Source organism: Pedobacter alpinus (assembly GCF_042684645.1).
GTDB classification, from domain to species: domain Bacteria; phylum Bacteroidota; class Bacteroidia; order Sphingobacteriales; family Sphingobacteriaceae; genus Pseudopedobacter; species Pseudopedobacter alpinus.
The window spans coordinates 56,332-77,560 of record NZ_JBHULV010000051.1 but is presented as its reverse complement, the minus strand read 5'-3'; the positions used below and the strand labels follow the sequence as shown (position 1 = coordinate 77,560).

Here is a 21,229-nt window from a genome sequence, read left to right as displayed (position 1 = left end):
ACAAATTTTATACCTATTAAGCTTTAATATTAAATTTGCAGCATGTATAAATTAATTAAGCCTCTGTTTTTTCAATTCGACCCTGAAAAAATTCATTATACGGTTACAGATTCTTTAAAAATAGTTCAGAAATTTTGGGGCTTACCCGGTCTTTTAAAATCTGTTTATGGCTTTAAGCATAAAAGTTTAGAGTGCAATGTATTTGGTTTGAATTTTAAAAATCCGGTAGGTTTAGCAGCTGGATTTGATAAAAATGGAGAATATATTGAGGAGTTAGCAAATTTTGGTTTCGGTTTTATTGAGGTAGGTACAGTTACTCCTTTACCACAACCCGGTAATGATAAACCACGTATGTTTAGGCTAAAAGCCGATGACGCTTTAATTAACCGAATGGGGTTTAACAATAAAGGCGTTGAGGTATTAGCTCGTAAACTAAAAACAGTTAACCGTGATGGTTTAATTATTGGTGGTAATATTGGTAAAAATAAAAATACCCCAAATGAAGAGGCTGTAAATGATTATATTAAATGTTTTGATGTGCTTTTTGAGGTGGTTGATTATTTTGTTGTAAATGTAAGTTCTCCTAATACACCAGGTTTAAGGGCTTTGCAAGAAAAAGAACCTTTAATGCACATTCTTAACACTTTGCAGCTACGCAATTTAAAAAAGGAAAGTCCAAAACCTATATTATTAAAAATAGCACCAGATTTAACAAACGAGCAATTAGATGATATTGTAGAAATTGTTAATGAAACAAAAATAGCTGGTGTAATTGCTAGTAACACCACTTTATCTAGGGATAATTTGCAATCGCCAGAAAATTTAAAAGCTGAAATGGGTGGCTTAAGTGGTAAGCCTTTAACAAGACGATCAACCGCAGTAATTAAATATTTAGCTGATAAATCAAATAAATCATTCCCTATTATTGGAGTAGGAGGTATTCATTCGGCTGAAGACGCTAAAGAAAAAATAGCTGCCGGAGCAAGCCTAGTACAGGTTTATACTGGCTTTATTTATGAAGGACCAGGGTTGGTTAAAAAAATATTAAAGGATTTGGTGAGTTAACAACCTGTTTTTTATCCTTAGTCAGTTATAAAGAAAAAAAGGTTTAAAATTTTTAAAAATAAAAAATGAAAGCAAAAAAGAGTTTTAATATTCTGCATTTAAGTTTGGTTTTTATCATCTTGCTATCTGTTACCAACAGCGTAAGCGCCATGCAATCCAACAAAGTCTTAGTTTTTAGTAAAACGAAGGGGTTTAAACATAAATCAATACCGGCAGGTATAGCTGCAATAAAAAAATTAGCTTTAGAAAATAATTTTATAGCAGATACTACAACAAATGCAGAATTTTTTACAGAAAGTAATTTAAAGCAATATAAAACTGTCATTTTCTTAAGCCCAACTGGCGATATATTGAATGATACGCAGCAAAAAGCCTTTGAAAAATACATTAAAACTGGAGGTGGTTTTGTAGGCATACATTCTGCTACAGACTGTGAATTTGATTGGGAATGGTACGGTAATTTGGTTGGTGCGTATTTTAGCGCACACCCAAAACAGCAAAATGCTATTTTAAATGTAGTAGATAAAAACCACCTCTCAACAAAAAACTTACCTAAAGAATGGAAAAGGTTTGATGAATGGTATAACTTTAAATGGATGGCACCCAATTTAAATGTGCTGATAACCATTGATGAAACCAGTTATGATGCTGGACCTAAGAAAATGGGCGCTAATCATCCTATGGCGTGGTATCACGATTTTGATGGTGGTAGATCCTTTAATACTGCATTAGGACATACGGATGAATCTTACGAAGAACCCTTATTTCTTGAACACTTATTGGGAGGTATTAAATATGCAATGGGCTTAAAAAAATAGTTATTAATTTAAAAAAGGCGAAAATTCACAAATTACATAAGCTGTATAACAGCTTCTATCCTATGCAATTTCATCAGTAACTAATAATTAAAATCTTATTAGTGTAAACTGATGATTTTACTCTTAAGCGTTTAATGTGGCTTTGGTTTACACATTAATAAATGAATTTTTAAATTCATGAGGGTTTAAGGGTTTTTTAAATTTTATGAAGTAGAATTTGATAAATGAAGCATAAATACAATTTTAATGCTTTAATTTACTGTTCTTAATTTTAATATTATGAAATCCAGCGATTTTTTTAAGTTTATACAGATAGATGAATACTCGGCAACTCCAAAATATTTACAACTTGGAGATTCTATTATTTCAGCGATAGAAAGTGGTCACTTAAAGAAAAACGATGTATTGCCTTCCATTAACGAGCTAAGTTATATGCTTGAAATTTCTAGAGATACCGCTGAAAAAGGATATAAATATTTAAAAAAATTGAGCGTAATTCTTTCTGTGCCGGGTAGGGGTTATTATGTTGGTAATGCAGAATTTAAAAAGAAAATTAAGGTTTTTTTGTTATTCAACAAGCTATCTGCCCATAAAAAAATCATTTACGATTATTTTGTTGAAGCGTTAGGCACTGAGGCAGCAATAGATTTTTACATCTATAATAATGATTACACCATTTTTAAAAAACTTATTCAAAATATACAAACAGAGTATTCTCATTATGTAATTGTGCCGCATTTTTTTGAGGGCGGAGAAAATGCTTACGAAGTTATTAATACCATACCTAAAGAAAAATTAATTTTATTAGATAAAAAATTACCAGGAGTAAATGGAGATTACGCTGCTATTTATGAAAACTTTGAAAAAGATATCTACAACGCTTTAACAGAGGCAAAAGAAAGGTTATCAAAATATCATACCTTAAAAATTGTATTCCCAAAAAGAAGTTATTTCCCAAAAGAAATTTTACATGGGTTTAAAAAGTTTTGTCAGCAATATGCTTTTAACCACGCTGTGGTAAGTAATGTTAAGTTAGAACCTATTGCAAAAGGTGAGGTGTATATCAATTTAATGGAAGACGATTTGGTGGCACTTATAGAACGTATGATATCTTTAGATTTAGTAATAGGTGAAGATGTAGGGTTAATTTCATATAATGAAACTCCGTTGAAGAAACTTTTACTAAACGGCATTACCACAATTTCTACTGATTTTAAAAGGATAGGTATTTTAGCGGCAGATATGATTAAAAATCATAAAAGCGAACATCATGAAGTTCCATTTTACTTAACACTTAGGGCATCTATCTAATTCTTTATTGAAGTATAAAATTGATAAGTGATTAAAATTACAACCCCTCATTTGTTATCCATAGATAATTGTAGTTCTTGTGGTTATTTCTCTTTTTCTATCCTTAATAATTTATCAAAGTATAAGTTTAACCATTTTTTTTAAAAAAAAACACGCTAATAATTTATTTCTAAAATCAATAGATAAACAATAGTAAAATCAATAAATACCTTAATAAATTTAATATTTCAGTCTGCTATTCATAATTTAGGGCTTTAATAGAAAATTTTGAAAAAACCTATTCTCGTTATAAAATTTGGTTCGGCTTCGGTAACCACAGCAAATCACGAAATTGATGAAAATGTGATTGCAACTGTTGCCAAACAAGTAGCTGCATTAAGTAAACAATACAATATTGTACTGGTATCATCTGGTGCAGTAGCTGCGGGCAAAAAAAAACTACTTAACTACAAAGGAACTTTAAGCGAAAAAAAGGCAGCAGCAGCCATCGGTAACCCACTATTATTACAAACGTATTCTCAATATTTTGCGCCTTATGGTATTGCAATAGCGCAAAGTTTGTGCGAAAGACATCATTTTAGCAACCGTAACCAGTTTTTACAATTAAAAAAAACCTACGAAGAATTATGGAAAAGTAACATTATTCCGGTTGCTAATGAAAATGATGTGGTAAGTAACTTAGAGATTAAATTTTCTGATAATGATGAACTCGCTACCTTAATTGCTGTTGGTTTTGGCGCAAGTATGATTTTGTATTGTACTTCCGTTCCGGGTGTTTATGATACAAATGGAACTATCATTAAACAAATTGATGTAATTGATAAACAAGCATTGTCATTAGCTAAAAAAGAAAAATCAAGTGTTGGTTTAGGCGGAATGACGTCAAAACTTACATTTGCTCGTTTGGCCACACAAATGGGAATTAAAGCCATCATCTTCGGAATAAAAACAGAAAACGCCATTATTAATGCCGTAAATGGCGAAACCGGAACAGTTTGTTTACCACAAATTAGCAATATATCTGCTCGTAATAAATGGCTGGCAAGTGGCAGCTTAATTAAAGGAAAAGTGCAGGTTGATGATGGTGCCGTAAAAGCTTTGCTAAAAAGACACAGCTTATTGGCCGTTGGTGTACAAAAAATCATTAGAGATTTTGAGGCTGGTGAAGTTTTTGAAATTTTAGATGCAAATCAAATGGTTATAGCTGTCGCTAAATCAAAAATCGATTCGCAATCGTTCAAAAAAGACAATAAACAAAATTTAGAAATTGCCCATGCAGATGATATTGTTTTAATATAACATATCAACATCAGCATCAAAAATATGAATATGGATAATATACAAGAGCTATTAATTAACGCTTCAAACGCCACTTCAGAAATCAGGATTTTATCGGCCGAAAAAAAACAAGCTGTTTTAAATGCTTTAGCTGATGATTTGTTGGCTAATATGCAGCACATCATCAAAGAAAATTTAAAAGATTTAAATAGAATGAATGATAGCGACCCTAAAAAGGATAGGTTGTTATTAAACGAAGAAAGAATTGCTGGTTTGGCAATTAGCGTTAGAGATGTTGCACAATTAGAAGACCCAACTGGTAAAATAATTTTAGAGCGAACCATGGAAAATGGTTTATTTATACAAAAGAAAACGGTTGCTTTAGGTGTGGTAGGCGTTATTTATGAAGCCCGCCCCAATGTAACGGTTGATGTTGCTGCATTGTGCATTCGCTCTGGTAATGTTTGTTTGTTGCGTGGCGGTTCTGATGCGGATGCTACAAATATTTGCTTGGTAAATATGATACAGAATGTGTTAAAATCACATAATTTAAATCCAAATATTGTACAGCTTTTACCTATAGACCGTAAACATGTGGAAGAATTGTTAACTGCAGAAAAGTATGTAGATATTTTGATTCCTCGTGGTTCGCAACAACTCATTGAGTTTGTTAGAAAAAACGCTAAAGTACCTGTAATAGAAACAGGTGCAGGGGTTTGCCATACTTATATAGAAAAAACTGCCGATTTAACTAAAGCCGCTAAAATAGTTTGTAATGCAAAAGTAACTCGTCCTTCTGTTTGTAATTCTTTAGATACCATTGTTTTAGATAAAGAAATAGCAAAAGAAGCTTTGCCTTTAATAGCAACTTTGTTAGGAGCATATCAAGTAGAAATGTTTGCAGATGATTTTTCATTTGAGATTTTAAAATCCATTAATTATCCATATTTAGCTCAAGCCGATGTGGAAGATTTTGGAAGAGAATTTTTAGCATTAAAGTGTTCTGTTAAAGTAGTAGAAAACACGGAGGAAGCGCTAAATCATATCAAACAGTTTAGTTCAAAGCATTCTGAAGCTATTGTAAGTGAAGATGCAGCTAAAATTGAAGAATTTTTAAACCAAGTTGATGCCGCAGCAGTTTATGCAAATGCTTCTACTCGTTTTACAGATGGTGGCGTTTTTGGTTTAGGTGCCGAAATAGGAATTTCAACCCAAAAATTACATGCCAGAGGACCATTTGCTTTAGAGAAATTAGTAACTGAAAAGTGGGTGGTAATTGGTAATGGGCAGGTGAGGTAGTTGGTTTTGTTAGCGTTCATTTTATTCCTAAAAACTTAACGGTTATTTTCTAATTTTGAACTTAATTATCTTTTAAAAACAATTAATGATTTCAATAGCAGTAGCAAGTAATAACAATTACGCTATTTTAATGGCGGTATTAATAAAATCTATTGTTTTTAATCATCACACAGATGAAGATATCACGTTTTATGTTTTAAACGATAAAATATCATCTTCCAATCAAGATAAAATAAATTCATTAATAAAGAATTCTCCCGAAATTACCATCAAATGGATTAACGCTGATAGTGTTTTTCCCAAAAATGTTAAATTCCCGATGGATAATTCTGCATTTCCATTTACCGCTTATTTAAGATTGTTTGCACCTTTTGTAGTAGAGGAAAGCGTTAAAAAATTAATTTATTTTGATGTTGATATGGTGGTGCGTAAAGATGTTTCAGAATTATGGAACATGAATATGCAAGGCTACACCATGGCAGCTGTTTTAGATGTAGGTAAAACAGCAGGTACACCTTGGGGCGGTATTCCAAATTATAAACAATTAGGAATAGATGCAAATGCTAAATACTTCAATTCGGGCATGATGATTATTGATTGCGAAAAGTGGAGAAATGAAAATATCCCCGAAATGGTTTTTAAAGCCATGAGAGATAATATAGAACATGTAAACTTTGCAGATCAATATGGTTTAAACGTAGTTTTTACTGGTAAATGGTTAGCTATTGATCCGCTTTGGAACTGGTTTGCTAATATTTATCATCCAAATCCAAAATGTATTCATTATTTAGACATTAAGCCAATATTCAAATCATATAATTCAGATATTGTTTTACAAAAAGAGTTTTTTAAATACCTCGAAATGACTCCTTGGAAAGGAATTTCCTTAAAAAGTGATTTTAGTAGATTATTAGGTAAAGCAATTATTAAATTTAAGAAGAAATTTATTAGCTTAGTTTCTTAACTAAGGTTAAATAAATTAGCTTCAAAATAATATGCCCGTTTTTAGTGAAATCTCTTTATTAATTACCAATTACAACAGAACGGTATCTTTATCTAGGTTATTAGAAGGAGTTAAAAAACTAGACCTACAATTTCGTGAAATTGTTGTTTCTGATGACGGTAGTAATCCTGAACATATTAAACAGCTAGAAAACCTAGGGAAAATATATCCTTTAACCATTCTAAAAGCCCCAAAAAATAAAGGATTAGGTAATAATATTAATAAAGGGCAAGATGTTATAAAAACGCCATACACTTTATATATTCAAGAAGATTTTGTCCCCAACCCACTATTTGTAGAAAAATTAGCAGTTGCACATCAATTTATGCAGCAAAACAAGGAGTTAGACTTTGTAAGGTTTTATGCTTATTACAAGTTTCCAAACCTTAAACAAATTAGTGATGGTTTTTCTGAAATGAGTTTCAGCCATTTAAAATTTTGGCAAGGTTACCGTAAGTTTTATGTTTATAGTGACCATCCTCATTTAAGAAGAGCTAATTTTTTTGATAGATTTGGTAGATATGATGAAGGAGTAAAGCCAGATAGAACAGAGTATAATATGATGATGAAAGTATTAGCTCAAAATCCTAAAGCTTATTTTTATGATAACATTAACGAACTATTAGATCAGGTAAATACAGATATTGAACCAAGTACGATTAAAAGAAATATGTTTCGCAACAATGATGCAGCCTATGCACATGTAGCAAGAGCAATTTATAGATATTTAAGGTTTAATTTAGAATTAATTATTTATAAAATAAAGCCAAAAAAATAATGCCGGTAGCCTTATTAAAATTACCTTTTTGGTTAAAAAAGCATTTGTTTATTAACAAACTTTTTGTTGATTTATCTGAACAACAAATTAAAGATTTACAGTTAAAAATTAAAAACGTACAACACCCAAAACCAGAAGTTTCTATTGTTATACCAGCTTGGAACGAGGAAAATAATATTTTCAGAACTTTATCTTCTTTATCTTTTACAAATACCCAACGCAAAATTGAAATTGTTGTAATTAATAATAATTCTACAGATAAAACACAACAGGTTTTAGATACTTTGGGTGTAAAAAGTTACTTTGAGCCAAAGCAAGGCATTACATTTGCCCGCCAATTAGGTTTGGAAAAAGCTAAAGGAAAATATCACTTATGTGCCGATTCTGATACATTTTACCCACCAAGTTGGATAGATGCGATGGTTAAGCCATTAGAAAATGATGATAATATAGTTGGTGTTTACGGTCGTTATGCATTTATACCAGAAAATTCTTACGAAAGAATTTTCTTTTGGATGTATGAACGAATGGCAGGAATAATTATCAGATTACGTAAAAGCAGAAGAGAGCATATCAACTTTTTAGGTTTTAATATGGGTTTTATTGCCGAAATTGGCTTAGCAAATGGAGGTTTTAAGGTTAAAGAAGTAAGAAAATTTGATAATGCCATTGATAGCGATTATTTTGTAGATGAATCTGAGGATGGTAGAATGGCAGTAAACCTAATGAAAACAGGTAAACTAAAATTAATTTCAACTCCTAAAGCTAGGGTGTTTACATCATCAAGAAGATTGATTGCTGAGGGAGGAATTGTAAAAGCATTTAAATTCAGATTTAAATTGCACACCAAAAGAATTTCAGAGTATTTAACCGGTAAAAAAATTTGAAACAGCATAAAGTTCCCAGTAATATCATAACCAAGTTGATTAGTTTATATGTTAGGTTAAAATTTGGTAAACTCCACTGGGATGTAAGATATTATTACAGAGATACTTATTACTGCCAGTTTATTCAATTAAAATACATTTTTAAAGATTACTTTTTTAAGAAAAAATATAAGGTAATTTCTTTTGACGGCGAGTTTGCACCCGAGTTGGAATTTGTAATTCCGTTTGCTTATTGGCACTATAAAAACGGCACTTTATTAAAAACGGAAGGAGCTAAGTTTACCAAAGAAATGTACTTCTTTTCAAAAAACCATGAAGAAGTATACGATGTAAGAACCAACGAAGGAAATTATAATTACGAAACCCCACGCATATTGTATAGCCATAATTACGATATAAAAAAGTGGGAACAAGTTCCTTTTAAAGAACATTTTGCAAACAATGTTTATGTTTACGATAAAACCATTTTAGTAATTGCAAATAGGTATAATACCGAGTGGGATGGGCCACCAATTAGCTTTTTTAGCATAGAAATATTAAAATTCATATTCGATAATTTAAGTCCATATTATAGTATAATATACAACAGACCTCGTCCGCATCAAATTACTTCCGATACCAGCGAGGTAAACGATTTAAACGAATATGATTTAATAAAAACTGATTATCCTCAAGTAATTTTAATGGAAGATTTATGGACTGAAAATAAGATTAAGGCCAATAATTTTAATCATTTCCAAATGAGTGTTTATGCAAATGCTGCAAAATTTATGTCTATACATGGCGGCACAGCTGCTTTAGCAAGTTGCTTTAAAGGCGAAAATATCATTTTATCAAAACAAGGACCTGAGCATCATTTTGGGTGTTTCCAAACACTTTTTCCAAAGCTTTCAGGAGCAAAAATACATCATGCAAAAAATGATGATGATGTAAAAGATTATGTACAGCATTTTTACATTCCTTAAAATTAAATGAAAGATAATTACTGGTTAAAATCGGGCTTTATAAACGTTTTGCAAAACATGGCAAGCGTGTTATTCGGTATTGGTAGTTTCTTCTTTTTAGTTCGTTCTTTAACAATAAGAGAATTTGGCGTTTGGACGGTTTATATGACCACCATAACCATTCTAAATATTTTAAGAGACGGCTTAATTAAGAATGCTTTAATCAAATTTTTATCAGGTGCCAAAGAAGAGGAAAAGCCACAGATAATGTCGGCAGCATTTACCATTAATATTATAATTACGGCAGTTATAGTTATACTAAACCTAAGCTTAGGTACACTGTTAGCCAAATTGTTAAACTCTCCCGAGCTCATAAACCTTTTTTATTTATTCAATATTGTTTACATATTAAATGGTTTTTTAACGCAGTTTAATTGTATAGAACAAGCTCATTTTAAATTTAAAGGTGTATTTGTTTCTAATACAGTTTTTCAGGCTATTTATTTTGCATTCGTATTTTATTGTTTCATTTTTAAAGTAAATATTGAGCTAAAAAACTTAGTATTTGTGCAAATTTTCGGCTCGTTAGTAAGTATGATTATTGCCTACTTTTACGCCAAACCATTCCTTAATTTTGCAATAGGTATATATAAAGAGTGGATGGTTAAGCTTTTTAATTACGGTAAATATGCTTTTGGTACCTCAATAAGTTCTATTTTATCAGGAAGTGTAGATCAAATGATGATATCTAGCATCATATCTCCGGATGTTTCTGGTGTTTTTAATGTGGCGGTTAAAGTGGTTAATTTAATAGATATTCCCACCAGCGCAGTAGCAAATATTGTATTTCCACAAAGTGCTGCCCGCATTCAAACAGAAGGAAAAGATGCTATTAAATATTTGTACGAAAAATCTGTAGGAACCATCTTGGCCATATTAATTCCAGGGGTAATTTTTATTTATATTTTTCCGGAATTTGTATTGTATTTGTTAGCTGGAGATAAATACGAAGATGCTGCGCCTTTATTAAGATTAACCCTTTTATATACCTTGCTAATCCCATTTGGTCGCCAATTCGGCACTATTTTAGATTCTATCGGAAAAACGAAAACCACTTTTTATATAGTAATTATAACAGCGAGTTTGAATTTGGGACTAAACTATATTTTTATAGTAAATTTTGGTGTTTTGGGTGCCGCTTACGCAACCTTAATTTCAAATATTGTAGGGTTTATTATTGCTCAATATATTTTAAGAAAAGAGTTGGGTGTAAAGTTTTATCACACTTTTGTTTACGCTTATCGTTTTTATCCCGAGTTTTATTCTCATTTTGTAAAACCTCAGATTTTAAAATTTAAAAACAAATCAAAAGCATGATAGCGGTAAAATTTGATGGACGTTTAGGTAATCAGTTATTTCAGTATGTTTTTTTGAAATATCTACAACAGCGTAACGGCAAATTGTTGGTGTTTTTTACAAATCCACACCATGCTTACATCCATAAATATTTTGATTTAGAAGATGCTGATAATTATTTAATGGGTTCTAAAGCATATTCGGCAATTACCAGATTTTTACCCAGCATATTACGTTTTAAAAGCATTTACATTCACAATTGGATTATCCCAAAAGAGTTTGATATTAAAAACTGGTCTTTATATATTGGCTACTTTCAATCTGATTATTATTACCAACAACTAAAAATCAAACCAAGTTTCAACCTTAAAAAAGAATTTAAAGAACAATTTAATGCACTTTATGGTAATTTATATCAGCAAAATAAAATAGTGGTAGTCCACATACGCCGTACAGATTATATGAATTACGGCGAACGTAGAAAAAGAGATATTTCTTTACCAATGGCTTATTTCAAAACTAGGTTAGAGGCTATTGAGAATTTAGAAAACTATAAGGTGATTTTTGTGAGTGATGATATTGCGCATGTTAAAGAGGTTTTTCCAGAAAAAGACAACTATACTTTTTCTTCAAATAACGAAATCATAGATTTTCAAATCATCCAAAATGCCGATATAAGCATCATTTCTAACAGCACATTTGCTTGGTGGGCAACCTATTTATCTCCAAAAAACAATATGGTTTATGCCCCAAAAAATTGGTTCGGTTTTAAAATAGGAGCGGAGCACCCAAGAGGGATAATGACCAAAAAATTTATTTGGTGCGATGTTTTAGCAAACGATTAAGCAATAAAATAAAAACCATTTTTATTGTAAGTTGTTCTATGTTTTAAGCCTTCGGCCTTAAGCTTTTTGCTTAAATCTCATAAAAATAAATATATCTTTGCGCCAATGATGTCAGAAAACGTTACGCCCTACAAAAATCAGGAGCTTTCAAAAAAAGAACAGGTAGCCACCATGTTCAATAATATCTCAAAAACTTATGATTTTTTAAATCACTTTATGTCTTTAGGGATTGATATTGTTTGGAGAAAAATGGCTATCAAAGAACTGTTAAAAGATAAACCTCAAACCATTTTAGATGTTGCCACCGGCACTGGCGATTTTGCTTTTGAAGCTTTAGAGATTTTAAAACCTAAAAAAATTATAGGTGTTGATATTTCTGAGGGAATGTTAGCCATTGCCCAAGAAAAAATTACTAAAAGAAATAAAAGCGATGTTTTTGAAGTGCGTTTAGGCGACTCTGAAAAACTATTGTTTGAAGATAATACTTTTGATGCCTTAACCGTAGCTTATGGCGTTAGAAACTACGAAAATTTAGAAAAAGGTATTGCCGATATGTTAAGGGTATTAAAACCCGGTGGCAAAGCCGTAATATTAGAGTTTTCTAAACCTAAAGTTTTCCCGGTAAAACAGTTGTATAATTTCTATTTTCATTATGTTACCCCAACAATTGGTAAGGTTTTCTCAAAAGATGCAAGTGCTTATTCTTACTTGCCAGAATCTGTAAACGCTTTTCCAGATGGACAAAGATTTGTAGATTTAATGGATAAAGTTGGCTATAAAAATACCAAATGTAGGCCTTTAGCGTTTGGAATTTGTTCTATATACACAGGCATTAAATGATTAAAATAAAAACATTTATTTGTTTTATACTTTCAAGTTGTTTTATAAATTCCTTTGCACAAGGTAATTATGGCGGAGGTGTTGATGATGAAAATCTTCACTTTGGTTTCGGGTTTCAATATTTAAGTTCAGAATATAAAATTCAAAAATTTACCAATTGGCAAATCCCATTTGTAGAAAACGGTGTTGAAGTAACAAAAGGCTTAAAAAGTATCAGATCCATTCAAAACCCTGGCTTCGGAATTGGTTTTGTATCTGATTTGTATGTTGCCCCAAATGTTAACCTCCGTTTTACACCAGTTTTTGTATTTGCAGATAGAATTATTGATTACGAGTTTACAGATGGCGAATCATACGATAGAGGTGGCGTACAATCTCCCGAAGGTTTTACCAGAAGAACAGTTGCTTCCACCATGTTTGAATTTCCATTGTCTATAAAGATTAAATCAGACAGAAGAAATAATTTTAGAGCTTACATTATTGGTGGTGCTAAATACGGGATTGATATTGCAGCAAAAAAAAATGCTGATGATTTAGGCGATATAGCAATTAGCAGGACACTAAAAAATAATAAAGGAATTTTATCTTATGAAGCGGGGATTGGCTTCGATTTATATTTTGAATTTTTTAAGCTTTCTCCCGAAATTAAATTAAGCAATTCTGTAAATAATATCTTAAAAAGAGAAGACCATCCTTATGCCAGCCCAATTGAAAAACTATACCTAAGAAATTTTGTTTTTAGTTTATATTTCGAATAACGCTTCCATTTAAAATTTATAATTTCACAAAATGTTATCAAATCAAAAGATAGCGCTCATTACGGGTGCCACTTCGGGAATCGGTAAAGCTTGCGCAACTATTTATGCACAAAATGGCTTCGATCTTATTATTACAGGCAGAAGATTAGAAAGGCTAAATGAATTAAAAAACGATTTAGAAAGTAAACACGCTATAAAAGTAACCACTCTTAATTTTGATGTAAGAAATAAAGAAGAGGTGAGTAATAATTTAGAAAATTTAGCTCCAGAATATAAAAATGTAGCTGTTTTAATTAATAACGCTGGTTTAAGTTTAGGTTTAGATAGCTTACAAAATGGTAATTTGAATGATTGGGAAACTATGATTGATACCAATATTAAAGGTTTACTTTATGTATCTAAAATTGTTTCAAATTGGATGATTAAAAACAAAAAAGGACATATTGTTAATTTAGGTTCTATTGCTGGTAAAGAAGTCTATGCAAACGGAAACGTTTATTGCGCTACAAAACATGCGGTTGATGCTTTAAGTAAAGCCATGCGTATAGATTTAGGTGCTCATCACATTAAAGTTACAGCAGTTCATCCTGGTGCTGTTGAAACAGAGTTTTCTGACATAAGGTTTCACGGAGACAAAGAAAAGGCAAAGAAAATTTATGAAGGTTATGAACCTCTAGTTGCGCAAGATATTGCAGAAACCATCTATTTTACAACTAGCAGACCAGTACATGTAAATATTAATGATTTAGTAATAATGCCTATTGCGCAAGCATCAGCATTTTACTGGAATAAAGATAATTAGATATAGAATTTATGAAATTTTAACTTTAAAAACCATTAATTTGAAAAAAATATTATGTTAGAAAACATTATCAATCAAGATATAAAAACAGCCATGTTGGCTAAAGAAGAAATAACTTTAAGAAGTTTAAGAGCAGTTAAAGCAGCTTTGCTTTTAGCAAAAACAGAAAAAGGTGCCTCGCAAGAAATTACTGAGGATGCGGAGATTAAAGTTTTACAAAAATTAGTAAAGCAACGTAAGGAATCGGCAGATATTTATAAAAGCCAACAAAGAGAAGATTTATATCAAATAGAAGTTGATGAAATTAAGGTAATTGAAAAATATTTACCCCAACAATTATCTCAAGAAGAATTAAACACTTATATTAAAGGCTTAATCGAAAAATTAAACGTAACAAGCGTTAAAGAAATGGGTAAAATTATGGGGCTTGCAAACAAAGAACTTTCTGGCAAAGCAGATGGTAAAGCAATATCAGAAACTATAAAAAGCTTATTATCTTAGAGCTTGTTTAAATTTGAATTATAAAAATGTTTTTAGCTTATTTTTGAGCGAAACGAGGCAAATTTTGTAGAGATAGCCGGAAGCTATCTTGAAAAATTTAACGAAGTTTTAGCCAAAAAGAAGCATAAACAAATTATTAGATAAATTTTAAACAGGCTCTTTGAATATTTAATTCATTTTAATTGATAAATAGTTCGGTTTTTGTACTCAATATCAAAACAGACTATTAATTTAGCATAACTAATGCACAACATTGCTGGTAATATTTTATGGAATATATAATAAAAGAAGAAAAAGGTTTCAGATACATTGAAGAAGGTGAGGGAGAGGTTTTACTTTTGCTTCATGGTTTAATGGGTGCCTTAAGTAACTGGGAAGGTGTAATAGAAGCTTTTAAAGGACGCTATACCGTTGTAATACCAATGTTGCCCATTTATGATTTACCTTTATTAACCACAGGCGTAAAAACATTATCTAAATACGTACATAAATTTGTTAAATTTAAGGAGTATCAAAAAGTTAATTTATTGGGTAATTCTTTGGGAGGCCATGTAGGGTTAATTTATACTTTGGCTCATCAAGAATATGTTAAATCTTTGGTTTTAACCGGAAGCTCTGGCTTATATGAAAATGCTTTTGGAGGTTCTTTTCCAAAAAGAGAGAATTATGATTTTATAAAAGAAAAGGTGGAATTCACCTTCTTTCATCCAGAAACAGCTACAAAAGAACTTGTTGATGAAGTTTTTGAAACTGTAAATGATAGACACAAGGTGATTAGAATATTGGCTATGGCAAAATCTGCTATCAGACACAATATGGGTAAAGACCTTTCTAAAATAAAAGTGCCCGTAGCATTAATTTGGGGCAAAAACGATAAAATTACACCTCCAGAAGTGGCTGTAGAGTTTAATCAATTGTTGCCAGATTCTGAATTAAGCTGGATAGACGAATGTGGACATGCTCCTATGATGGAACATCCTGAACAATTTAATGAAATTCTTGAAAAATTTTTATTGAAAATTAAAGGTTAATGATTGCAAGTGAACTCATATCTGATGTAATTCCGCCCCTAAAAACCTCTGATACTGTACAGAAGGTTTTAGAGCGTATGGCAGATTTTAAAGTTGACCACTTGCCAATTGTAAATGAAGAACAGTTTTTTGGCTTACTCTCAGAAGAAGATCTCATTGAGATTTCTGATCATTCATCAGTAGTTGGTTCTTTAAGCTTGTCTTTAATAAATCCCTACGTTTTAGAAAATCAACATATTTACGATGTTATAAAAACATTTTATGAGCAAAAGGTATCTGTTTTACCAGTACTTGATGCTAAAATGAATTATTTGGGCTTAATTGCCATCAATAGTATTGTAGCTTATTTTGCAAACATTACCGCAGTAAATTCACTTGGTGGTATTATTGTTTTAGAAATTAATAACAGAGATAATTCTTTGGCTCATATAGCTCAAATTGTTGAATCTGATAATGCGCAAATTTTAAGTTCTTATGTCGATACTCAGCCTAATTCTACTAAACTAAACATCACCATTAAGGTTAATAAATTAGATATTACCCAAATTGTAGCATCTTTTTTACGCTATGATTATGTAGTAGTTGCTACTTTTAACACCACAAATAACAATAACGGCAACGCAGATAGGTACGATTCTTTAATGAACTATCTTAGCTTTTAAAACAAACTAATGAAAATAGGCGTTTACGGCAGACAATTTAATAATACCGTTATACCATACATACAACAGGTTTTTGATTGTTTAGTAGAGTGGGATGTTGAAGTTTTGATTTATCAGGATTTTTACGATTTCTTAAAAGACAAACTTTTTTTACCGCACACCTTCAATTCTTTTAAAACTCACCAAGATTTAGTAAACCAAGAAGTAGAAGTGATGATTAGCCTTGGTGGCGATGGTACCATGTTAGATACCGTTACTTTAGTGAAAGATTCTGGCATACCAATGATAGGTATAAATTTTGGCAGGTTGGGGTTTTTAGCAAGTATTAATAAAGACGGAATTAAAAGTGCCATTGAATGTTTAGTAAAACGTAAATTTTCTTTAGATACCAGAAGATTGTTAAAAATAGAAACCACTTCTGGTTTATTTGGCGATTTAAACTTTGCTTTAAACGATATTACAATCTTAAAAAGAGATACTTCTGCCATGATTTTAATTCACTGTTATTTAAACGGAGAATTTTTAAACTCTTACTGGGCAGATGGGTTAATTGTTGCAACACCCACAGGGTCAACAGCTTATTCCTTAAGTTGTGGTGGTCCAATTATTTTTCCTCGTTCTGGTAATATGGTAATTACACCAATATCTCCGCACAATTTAAACGTTAGGCCAATAATTATTTCCGATGAAAACGAACTTACTTTTGAGATAGAAGGCCGTAGTTCTAAATATTTAGTAAGCTGTGATTCTCGTACCGAAGTTATAGGCCCAGATATAAAACTAAAAGTCAGCAGATCTGATTTTGATATCAATTTAGTTAGGCTAAACAATGAAACTTATTTATCTACGTTAAGAAATAAATTGCTTTGGGGTATAGATACCAGAAATTACTAAGCCATCTTAATGACTCAAAAAATCAAAGTATTTATATTATTGATATTAGGAACAACACTTAATTCTTATGCCCAAACTTGGGAGGTAGGAGTTACAGCTGGCGCAATGGGTTATATGGGCGATTTAAATCAGAATAATGCACTAAAATTAAATCAAGCAGCTTTTGGTTTTTCTGTGAAAAGAAATTTCGACAGTTATTGGTCTTTAAAACTTTCAGCACTTCAAGGTAAAATAAGTGCAGACGAGTCTAAATCAAAATATCAACAAGAAATTGATAGAAATTTAAGCTTCTTTTCTCCCATAACAGAAGGTGGTTTAATTGTAGAATTTAATTTTTTCGACTATGGGTTTGATTACTCACAAAAAAGATTTACACCTTATTTATTTACCGGCGTAACGCTTACAGGTTTTAATCCTAAAACTGACTTTGGTGGTAGAATTTACGAACTTAAAAACTACCTAACCGAAGGGCAAACCGATTACAAAACATTAGCTTATTCTATTCCGTTTGGAGCAGGTGTAAAATATAATTTTGGTAGATATTTTAACATCTCTGGAGAAATTGGATATAGAAATACAAATACAGATTATTTGGATGATGTTAGCGGAGTATATGCTTCTGCAGTCAGTTTGCAAGACAATACACCAGAAAAAACAGCTTTAAGATTAGCTTTGGCAGATAGATCTGCTAATAATATTGGCGTTCCTGGTACTCAACGGGGCGATTTTAGAAAAAAGGACAGCTATGTATTTGTGGGTATAACCTTATCTTATACCTTTGTGAGCCAAAACTGTTATTTTTAAATAAAAAATTCCCTAATCAATACATGAGTTTTAAAGAAAAGTTAAATCTTGATAAATTACCACAACACGTAGCTGTTATAATGGACGGTAACGGCAGGTGGGCTAAAGAAAAAGGGAAACTCAGAGTATTTGGACACAAAAATGGTGTACTTGCTGTAAGAGATACCGTAGAGGGCGCAGCAGAACTGGGAATCAAGTTTTTAACACTTTATGCTTTTTCAACAGAAAACTGGAACCGCCCAAAGTTAGAAGTTACTGCATTAATGGAACTTTTAGTAAGTACTATTAATAAGGAAACTAAAACTTTAATGGAAAACAATGTACGGTTAAATGCAATTGGAGACCTAGCGTCCTTACCCAAAAGATGCTATAATGAATTACAAGAAGCTATAGCTAAAACAGCAAACAATACAGGCTTAACATTATCTTTAGCGTTGTCTTATAGTTCTCGTTGGGAGATTTTAAATGCCACCAAAAATATAGCTAAAGATGTTGCTGCCAATAAAATTAAAGAAGAAGATGTTACTGAAAAACTATTCGAATCTTACTTATCTACACATAACCTACCCGACCCTGAGTTAATGATCAGAACCAGTGGAGAACACCGTATAAGTAATTATTTGTTATGGCAATTGGCTTATGCCGAACTGTACTTTACACCAAAACTATGGCCAGATTTTAGACGAGAAGACCTACACGAAGCTGTTTTTAATTATCAAAACAGAGAACGCAGATTTGGTTTAACCAGCGAACAATTAGGCTAATTTTACTTTTAACAAAAATTAACAAAGAATAGCAGTAATTTAGCGCCTTTAAAAAAGTAAATGAAGAATTTTTTTATAATTATATTTTTTTTAACCCTTTGTTTTAAAGGGTTTTCACAATTAAGACCAACATTAAGAACTTCAAATTCATCAGAAGTAAATGACAAAAAGGAATTAGATTATTTAAATCCTAAAGAATATGTTATTGGAGGTGTAAATATAACAGGAGTTGAATTTTTAGATAAATCTGTTTTAATTACCATAGCTAAACTTGAAGTTGGCGAAAGAATTATGGTTCCTGGAGATGCTACTTCAAATGCTGTTAAAAACTTATGGGGACAAGGCTTGTTTGATGATGTTTCTTTAGAAATTAACCGCACCAGTAACGATACTATTTTCTTTGATTTGAATTTAGAAGAAAGACCAAGAGTATCTAAGGTGGTATTGAAAGGCTTAAGTAAAAGTGAAACCACAGATATTCAAGAAAAACTGAATAACCAGAAAGGCAAAATTGTTAACGAAAATCTTAACAATAATATTAACTCCATTATTACCAAACATTTTTACGAAAAAGGATTTTTAAACACAACTGTTAACATAGATGCTGTAAATGATACATCTGATGCAAATAGTAGAATTGTAAATATAAAAGTTGATAAAAAGAGCAAAGTAAAAGTTAATGCTATAAACATTGATGGCAATAAAGATTTTACCGACGCCAAGCTTAAAAAGTTTATGAAAAAAACTCATGAACAAGCATGGTATAAAGTTTTTGGTTCGGGTAAGTTTTTAAGAGACAAATACGAAGAAGACAAAGAATTAATGATAGCCAAAATGAGAGAAAAAGGCTATCGTGATGCGGAGATAATTAAAGATTCTGTTTATAAAAACGATGAAAAATCTATAAATATTGACATTAAACTTAACGAAGGAAATAAATACTATTTTGGTAATGTAACCTTTGCGGGTAATGCTAAATATCCATCTTCTTTACTTAAGCAAATATTAAAAATTGAAAAAGGAGAAGTTTTTTCTGAAGCAAAACTGGAAAAAACTTTAAGAAGCAGCCCATCAAGTGATGATGTTTCTTCCATTTATTTGAATGATGGTTATTTAACTTTTAACGCAGACCCAGTTCAAACTCGTATATATAATGATACTGTTGATTTAGAGATTAGAATTTACGAAGGTCCACAATACACCATCAATAAAATAATTTTAAAAGGAAACGAACTAACAAACGATAAAGTAGTTTTAAGAGAGATTAGAACAAAACCTGGTCAAAAATTCTCTAAAGATATGTTGGTACGCTCGCAAAGACAAATTACCCAACTAGGTAATTTTGATGAGCAAAAGGTAGATATTAAACCAATTCCAAACCCAGTTGATGGTACTGTTGATATTCAATATACAGTAGTTGAAAAACCTTCTGATCAGATTGAGCTTTCTGGTGGTTTTGGCGGTGGTAGAATTGTTGGTACTTTAGGATTAACATTCAATAATTTTTCTGCCAGAAATTTATTCAATTTGAAAGCATATAAGCCACTTCCAAAAGGGGATGGTCAAAAATTAAGCATTAGAGGCCAAACTAATGGTAAATTTTACCAATCATACAGTTTCTCTTTTTCTGAACCTTGGTTTGGAGGAAAAAAACCAATTTATTTAGGTATTAGTGCTTTTACATCTTTACAAAGTAATGGTTTAAATAGAAGTAACCCTAGCTTACAAAAAATCAGATTAAACGGTTTAACATTTAGTTTGGGTAAGCAATTGAAATTTCCTGATGATTATTTCCGTATAGATTATGCCGCAAACTTACAGCAGTTTAAATTAACTAACTACTCTGGTTACCTGTTTGAAAATGGAGATTCTTATGATTTAAGTTTAAGCCAAGTTTTAAGCCGTAACTCTGTTGATGCTCCAATTTTCCCTACATCGGGTTCAAATATTAAATTTACAGTTCAAGCAACCTTACCATACTCGTCATTTAACGGTAAAAACTACGATAATCTTGCAACTTCAGAAAAGTATAAATTCTCTGAATATCATAAGTGGAAATTTGAGTCTCAATTTTTTCAAAAGATATATGGTAAGTTAATTTTGAAAGCGCAAGCTCAATTTGGTTTCTTAGGCTTTTATAGTAAAGATGTTGGTCAGGCACCATTTGGTAGGTTTAAAGTAGGTGGTGATGGTTTACAAGGCTTCGATTTTTTACAAGGTTCAGAGGTTATTGGTTTACGTGGTTATGCAAATAACTCTGTTGTGCCAGAGGGTGCCATCTCCACAGCGGGCTCACCAATTTTCAATAAATATGTTTTAGAGGTAAGACATCCCATCACTTTGGGAGAATCTGCCACGGTTTTTGCTTTAGCATTTGCAGAAGGTGGTAACACTTGGAATAAGTTTTCTGAATTTAATCCGTTTAACGTTAAACGTTCAGTTGGTGTGGGTGCTCGTATATTCTTACCTATCTTTGGTTTATTAGGAATTGATTACGGATACGGATTTGATGCAATACCTGGAAATAGCCAAGCTAACAAAGGGCAATTCCACTTTAGTATTGCACAACAATTAGGTGGTTTTAATTAA

21 protein-coding genes are annotated in these 21,229 nt (G+C 31.4%); all 21 read left to right on the top strand.

The window, feature by feature from the left end; genetic code table 11:
* The first annotated feature begins 42 nt into the window (after positions 1-42).
* The 21 genes from ACFSSE_RS15210 to bamA all read left to right on the top strand — a co-directional run bounded on the left by ACFSSE_RS15210 (position 43) and on the right by bamA (position 21,229).
* On the top strand, positions 43-1,065 hold the full coding sequence (locus tag ACFSSE_RS15210) for a quinone-dependent dihydroorotate dehydrogenase (RefSeq protein WP_379041576.1): 1,023 nt from the start codon (positions 43-45) through the stop codon (positions 1,063-1,065).
* Between the two features lie 65 nt (positions 1,066-1,130).
* Positions 1,131-1,883 (top strand): ThuA domain-containing protein, encoded by a 753-nt coding sequence (locus ACFSSE_RS15205; RefSeq protein ID WP_379041578.1) that lies wholly within the window; start codon positions 1,131-1,133, stop codon positions 1,881-1,883.
* Between the two features lie 279 nt (positions 1,884-2,162).
* The gene (locus tag ACFSSE_RS15200) at positions 2,163-3,194 is read left to right on the top strand and encodes a GntR family transcriptional regulator (RefSeq protein WP_379041580.1); all 1,032 of its coding nucleotides are present in this window, start codon (positions 2,163-2,165) and stop codon (positions 3,192-3,194) included.
* A 267-nt stretch (positions 3,195-3,461) separates the two neighbouring features.
* Entirely contained in the window at positions 3,462-4,493 is a 1,032-nt protein-coding gene (proB, locus tag ACFSSE_RS15195; protein ID WP_379041582.1) for a glutamate 5-kinase, read from the top strand.
* Positions 4,494-4,517: 24 nt separating this feature from the next.
* Complete coding sequence (locus ACFSSE_RS15190; protein ID WP_379041584.1) at positions 4,518-5,771, top strand: glutamate-5-semialdehyde dehydrogenase; 1,254 nt, start codon at positions 4,518-4,520, stop codon at positions 5,769-5,771.
* A gap of 85 nt (positions 5,772-5,856) precedes the next feature.
* Positions 5,857-6,735 (top strand): glycosyltransferase family 8 protein, encoded by an 879-nt coding sequence (locus ACFSSE_RS15185; RefSeq protein WP_379041586.1) that lies wholly within the window; start codon positions 5,857-5,859, stop codon positions 6,733-6,735.
* A 31-nt stretch (positions 6,736-6,766) separates the two neighbouring features.
* Entirely contained in the window at positions 6,767-7,552 is a 786-nt protein-coding gene (locus ACFSSE_RS15180; RefSeq protein ID WP_379041588.1) for a glycosyltransferase family 2 protein, read from the top strand.
* Positions 7,552-8,439, top strand: coding sequence for a glycosyltransferase family 2 protein (locus ACFSSE_RS15175; protein ID WP_379041589.1), 888 nt, complete (start codon positions 7,552-7,554; stop codon positions 8,437-8,439). Before ACFSSE_RS15180 ends, ACFSSE_RS15175 begins: the two co-directional genes overlap by 1 nt.
* The gene (locus tag ACFSSE_RS15170; RefSeq protein WP_379041591.1) at positions 8,436-9,404 is read left to right on the top strand and encodes a hypothetical protein; all 969 of its coding nucleotides are present in this window, start codon (positions 8,436-8,438) and stop codon (positions 9,402-9,404) included. Before ACFSSE_RS15175 ends, ACFSSE_RS15170 begins: the two co-directional genes overlap by 4 nt.
* A 6-nt stretch (positions 9,405-9,410) precedes the next feature.
* A complete protein-coding gene (locus tag ACFSSE_RS15165) occupies positions 9,411-10,760 on the top strand; it encodes a flippase (protein WP_379041593.1) in 1,350 nt (449 codons plus the stop codon).
* On the top strand, positions 10,757-11,584 hold the full coding sequence (locus ACFSSE_RS15160; protein WP_379041595.1) for an alpha-1,2-fucosyltransferase: 828 nt from the start codon (positions 10,757-10,759) through the stop codon (positions 11,582-11,584). The genes ACFSSE_RS15165 and ACFSSE_RS15160 overlap by 4 nt, the downstream gene beginning before the upstream one ends.
* Positions 11,585-11,692: 108 nt before the next feature.
* Positions 11,693-12,424: a bifunctional demethylmenaquinone methyltransferase/2-methoxy-6-polyprenyl-1,4-benzoquinol methylase UbiE gene (ubiE, locus tag ACFSSE_RS15155; RefSeq protein WP_379041678.1), complete on the top strand. Its 732-nt coding sequence runs from the start codon at positions 11,693-11,695 to the stop codon at positions 12,422-12,424.
* Positions 12,421-13,182 carry a type IX secretion/gliding motility protein PorT/SprT gene (porT, locus tag ACFSSE_RS15150; protein ID WP_379041596.1) on the top strand — a complete coding sequence of 254 codons (762 nt, stop codon included), beginning with the start codon at positions 12,421-12,423 and terminating at the stop codon, positions 13,180-13,182. Before ubiE ends, porT begins: the two co-directional genes overlap by 4 nt.
* 31 nt (positions 13,183-13,213) lie before the next feature.
* Positions 13,214-13,984, top strand: coding sequence for an SDR family NAD(P)-dependent oxidoreductase (locus tag ACFSSE_RS15145; protein WP_379041598.1), 771 nt, complete (start codon positions 13,214-13,216; stop codon positions 13,982-13,984).
* Positions 13,985-14,038: 54 nt separating this feature from the next.
* The gene (locus ACFSSE_RS15140; protein WP_379041600.1) at positions 14,039-14,485 is read left to right on the top strand and encodes a GatB/YqeY domain-containing protein; all 447 of its coding nucleotides are present in this window, start codon (positions 14,039-14,041) and stop codon (positions 14,483-14,485) included.
* A gap of 269 nt (positions 14,486-14,754) precedes the next feature.
* Complete coding sequence (locus ACFSSE_RS15135; protein ID WP_379041602.1) at positions 14,755-15,516, top strand: alpha/beta fold hydrolase; 762 nt, start codon at positions 14,755-14,757, stop codon at positions 15,514-15,516.
* The gene (locus ACFSSE_RS15130) at positions 15,516-16,178 is read left to right on the top strand and encodes a CBS domain-containing protein (RefSeq protein ID WP_379041604.1); all 663 of its coding nucleotides are present in this window, start codon (positions 15,516-15,518) and stop codon (positions 16,176-16,178) included. Before ACFSSE_RS15135 ends, ACFSSE_RS15130 begins: the two co-directional genes overlap by 1 nt.
* A 9-nt stretch (positions 16,179-16,187) precedes the next feature.
* The gene (locus ACFSSE_RS15125) at positions 16,188-17,072 is read left to right on the top strand and encodes an NAD kinase (protein WP_379041606.1); all 885 of its coding nucleotides are present in this window, start codon (positions 16,188-16,190) and stop codon (positions 17,070-17,072) included.
* Between the two features lie 9 nt (positions 17,073-17,081).
* On the top strand, positions 17,082-17,876 hold the full coding sequence (porG, locus tag ACFSSE_RS15120) for a type IX secretion system protein PorG (protein WP_379041608.1): 795 nt from the start codon (positions 17,082-17,084) through the stop codon (positions 17,874-17,876).
* Positions 17,877-17,899: 23 nt separating this feature from the next.
* Positions 17,900-18,640: an isoprenyl transferase gene (locus ACFSSE_RS15115; protein WP_379041610.1), complete on the top strand. Its 741-nt coding sequence runs from the start codon at positions 17,900-17,902 to the stop codon at positions 18,638-18,640.
* Positions 18,641-18,700: 60 nt separating this feature from the next.
* Positions 18,701-21,229, top strand: a complete 2,529-nt coding sequence (bamA, locus tag ACFSSE_RS15110) for an outer membrane protein assembly factor BamA (RefSeq protein ID WP_379041612.1) — start codon at positions 18,701-18,703, stop codon at positions 21,227-21,229.

Excerpts from the sequence above, each read along its gene's own strand:
- ACFSSE_RS15210 (WP_379041576.1), top strand. The coding sequence starts at position 43 with ATGTATAAATTAATTAAGCCTCTGTTTTTTCAATTCGACCCTGAAAAA.
- ACFSSE_RS15205 (WP_379041578.1), top strand. The coding sequence starts at position 1,131 with ATGAAAGCAAAAAAGAGTTTTAATATTCTGCATTTAAGTTTGGTTTTT.
- ACFSSE_RS15200 (WP_379041580.1), top strand. The coding sequence starts at position 2,163 with ATGAAATCCAGCGATTTTTTTAAGTTTATACAGATAGATGAATACTCG.
- ACFSSE_RS15190 (WP_379041584.1), top strand. The coding sequence starts at position 4,518 with ATGAATATGGATAATATACAAGAGCTATTAATTAACGCTTCAAACGCC.
- ACFSSE_RS15185 (WP_379041586.1), top strand. The coding sequence starts at position 5,857 with ATGATTTCAATAGCAGTAGCAAGTAATAACAATTACGCTATTTTAATG.
- ACFSSE_RS15180 (WP_379041588.1), top strand. The coding sequence starts at position 6,767 with ATGCCCGTTTTTAGTGAAATCTCTTTATTAATTACCAATTACAACAGA.
- ACFSSE_RS15175 (WP_379041589.1), top strand. The coding sequence starts at position 7,552 with ATGCCGGTAGCCTTATTAAAATTACCTTTTTGGTTAAAAAAGCATTTG.
- ACFSSE_RS15165 (WP_379041593.1), top strand. The coding sequence starts at position 9,411 with ATGAAAGATAATTACTGGTTAAAATCGGGCTTTATAAACGTTTTGCAA.
- ACFSSE_RS15160 (WP_379041595.1), top strand. The coding sequence starts at position 10,757 with ATGATAGCGGTAAAATTTGATGGACGTTTAGGTAATCAGTTATTTCAG.
- ubiE (WP_379041678.1), top strand. The coding sequence starts at position 11,693 with ATGTCAGAAAACGTTACGCCCTACAAAAATCAGGAGCTTTCAAAAAAA.
- porT (WP_379041596.1), top strand. The coding sequence starts at position 12,421 with ATGATTAAAATAAAAACATTTATTTGTTTTATACTTTCAAGTTGTTTT.
- ACFSSE_RS15145 (WP_379041598.1), top strand. The coding sequence starts at position 13,214 with ATGTTATCAAATCAAAAGATAGCGCTCATTACGGGTGCCACTTCGGGA.
- ACFSSE_RS15140 (WP_379041600.1), top strand. The coding sequence starts at position 14,039 with ATGTTAGAAAACATTATCAATCAAGATATAAAAACAGCCATGTTGGCT.
- ACFSSE_RS15135 (WP_379041602.1), top strand. The coding sequence starts at position 14,755 with ATGGAATATATAATAAAAGAAGAAAAAGGTTTCAGATACATTGAAGAA.
- ACFSSE_RS15130 (WP_379041604.1), top strand. The coding sequence starts at position 15,516 with ATGATTGCAAGTGAACTCATATCTGATGTAATTCCGCCCCTAAAAACC.
- ACFSSE_RS15125 (WP_379041606.1), top strand. The coding sequence starts at position 16,188 with ATGAAAATAGGCGTTTACGGCAGACAATTTAATAATACCGTTATACCA.
- porG (WP_379041608.1), top strand. The coding sequence starts at position 17,082 with ATGACTCAAAAAATCAAAGTATTTATATTATTGATATTAGGAACAACA.
- ACFSSE_RS15115 (WP_379041610.1), top strand. The coding sequence starts at position 17,900 with ATGAGTTTTAAAGAAAAGTTAAATCTTGATAAATTACCACAACACGTA.
- bamA (WP_379041612.1), top strand. The coding sequence starts at position 18,701 with ATGAAGAATTTTTTTATAATTATATTTTTTTTAACCCTTTGTTTTAAA.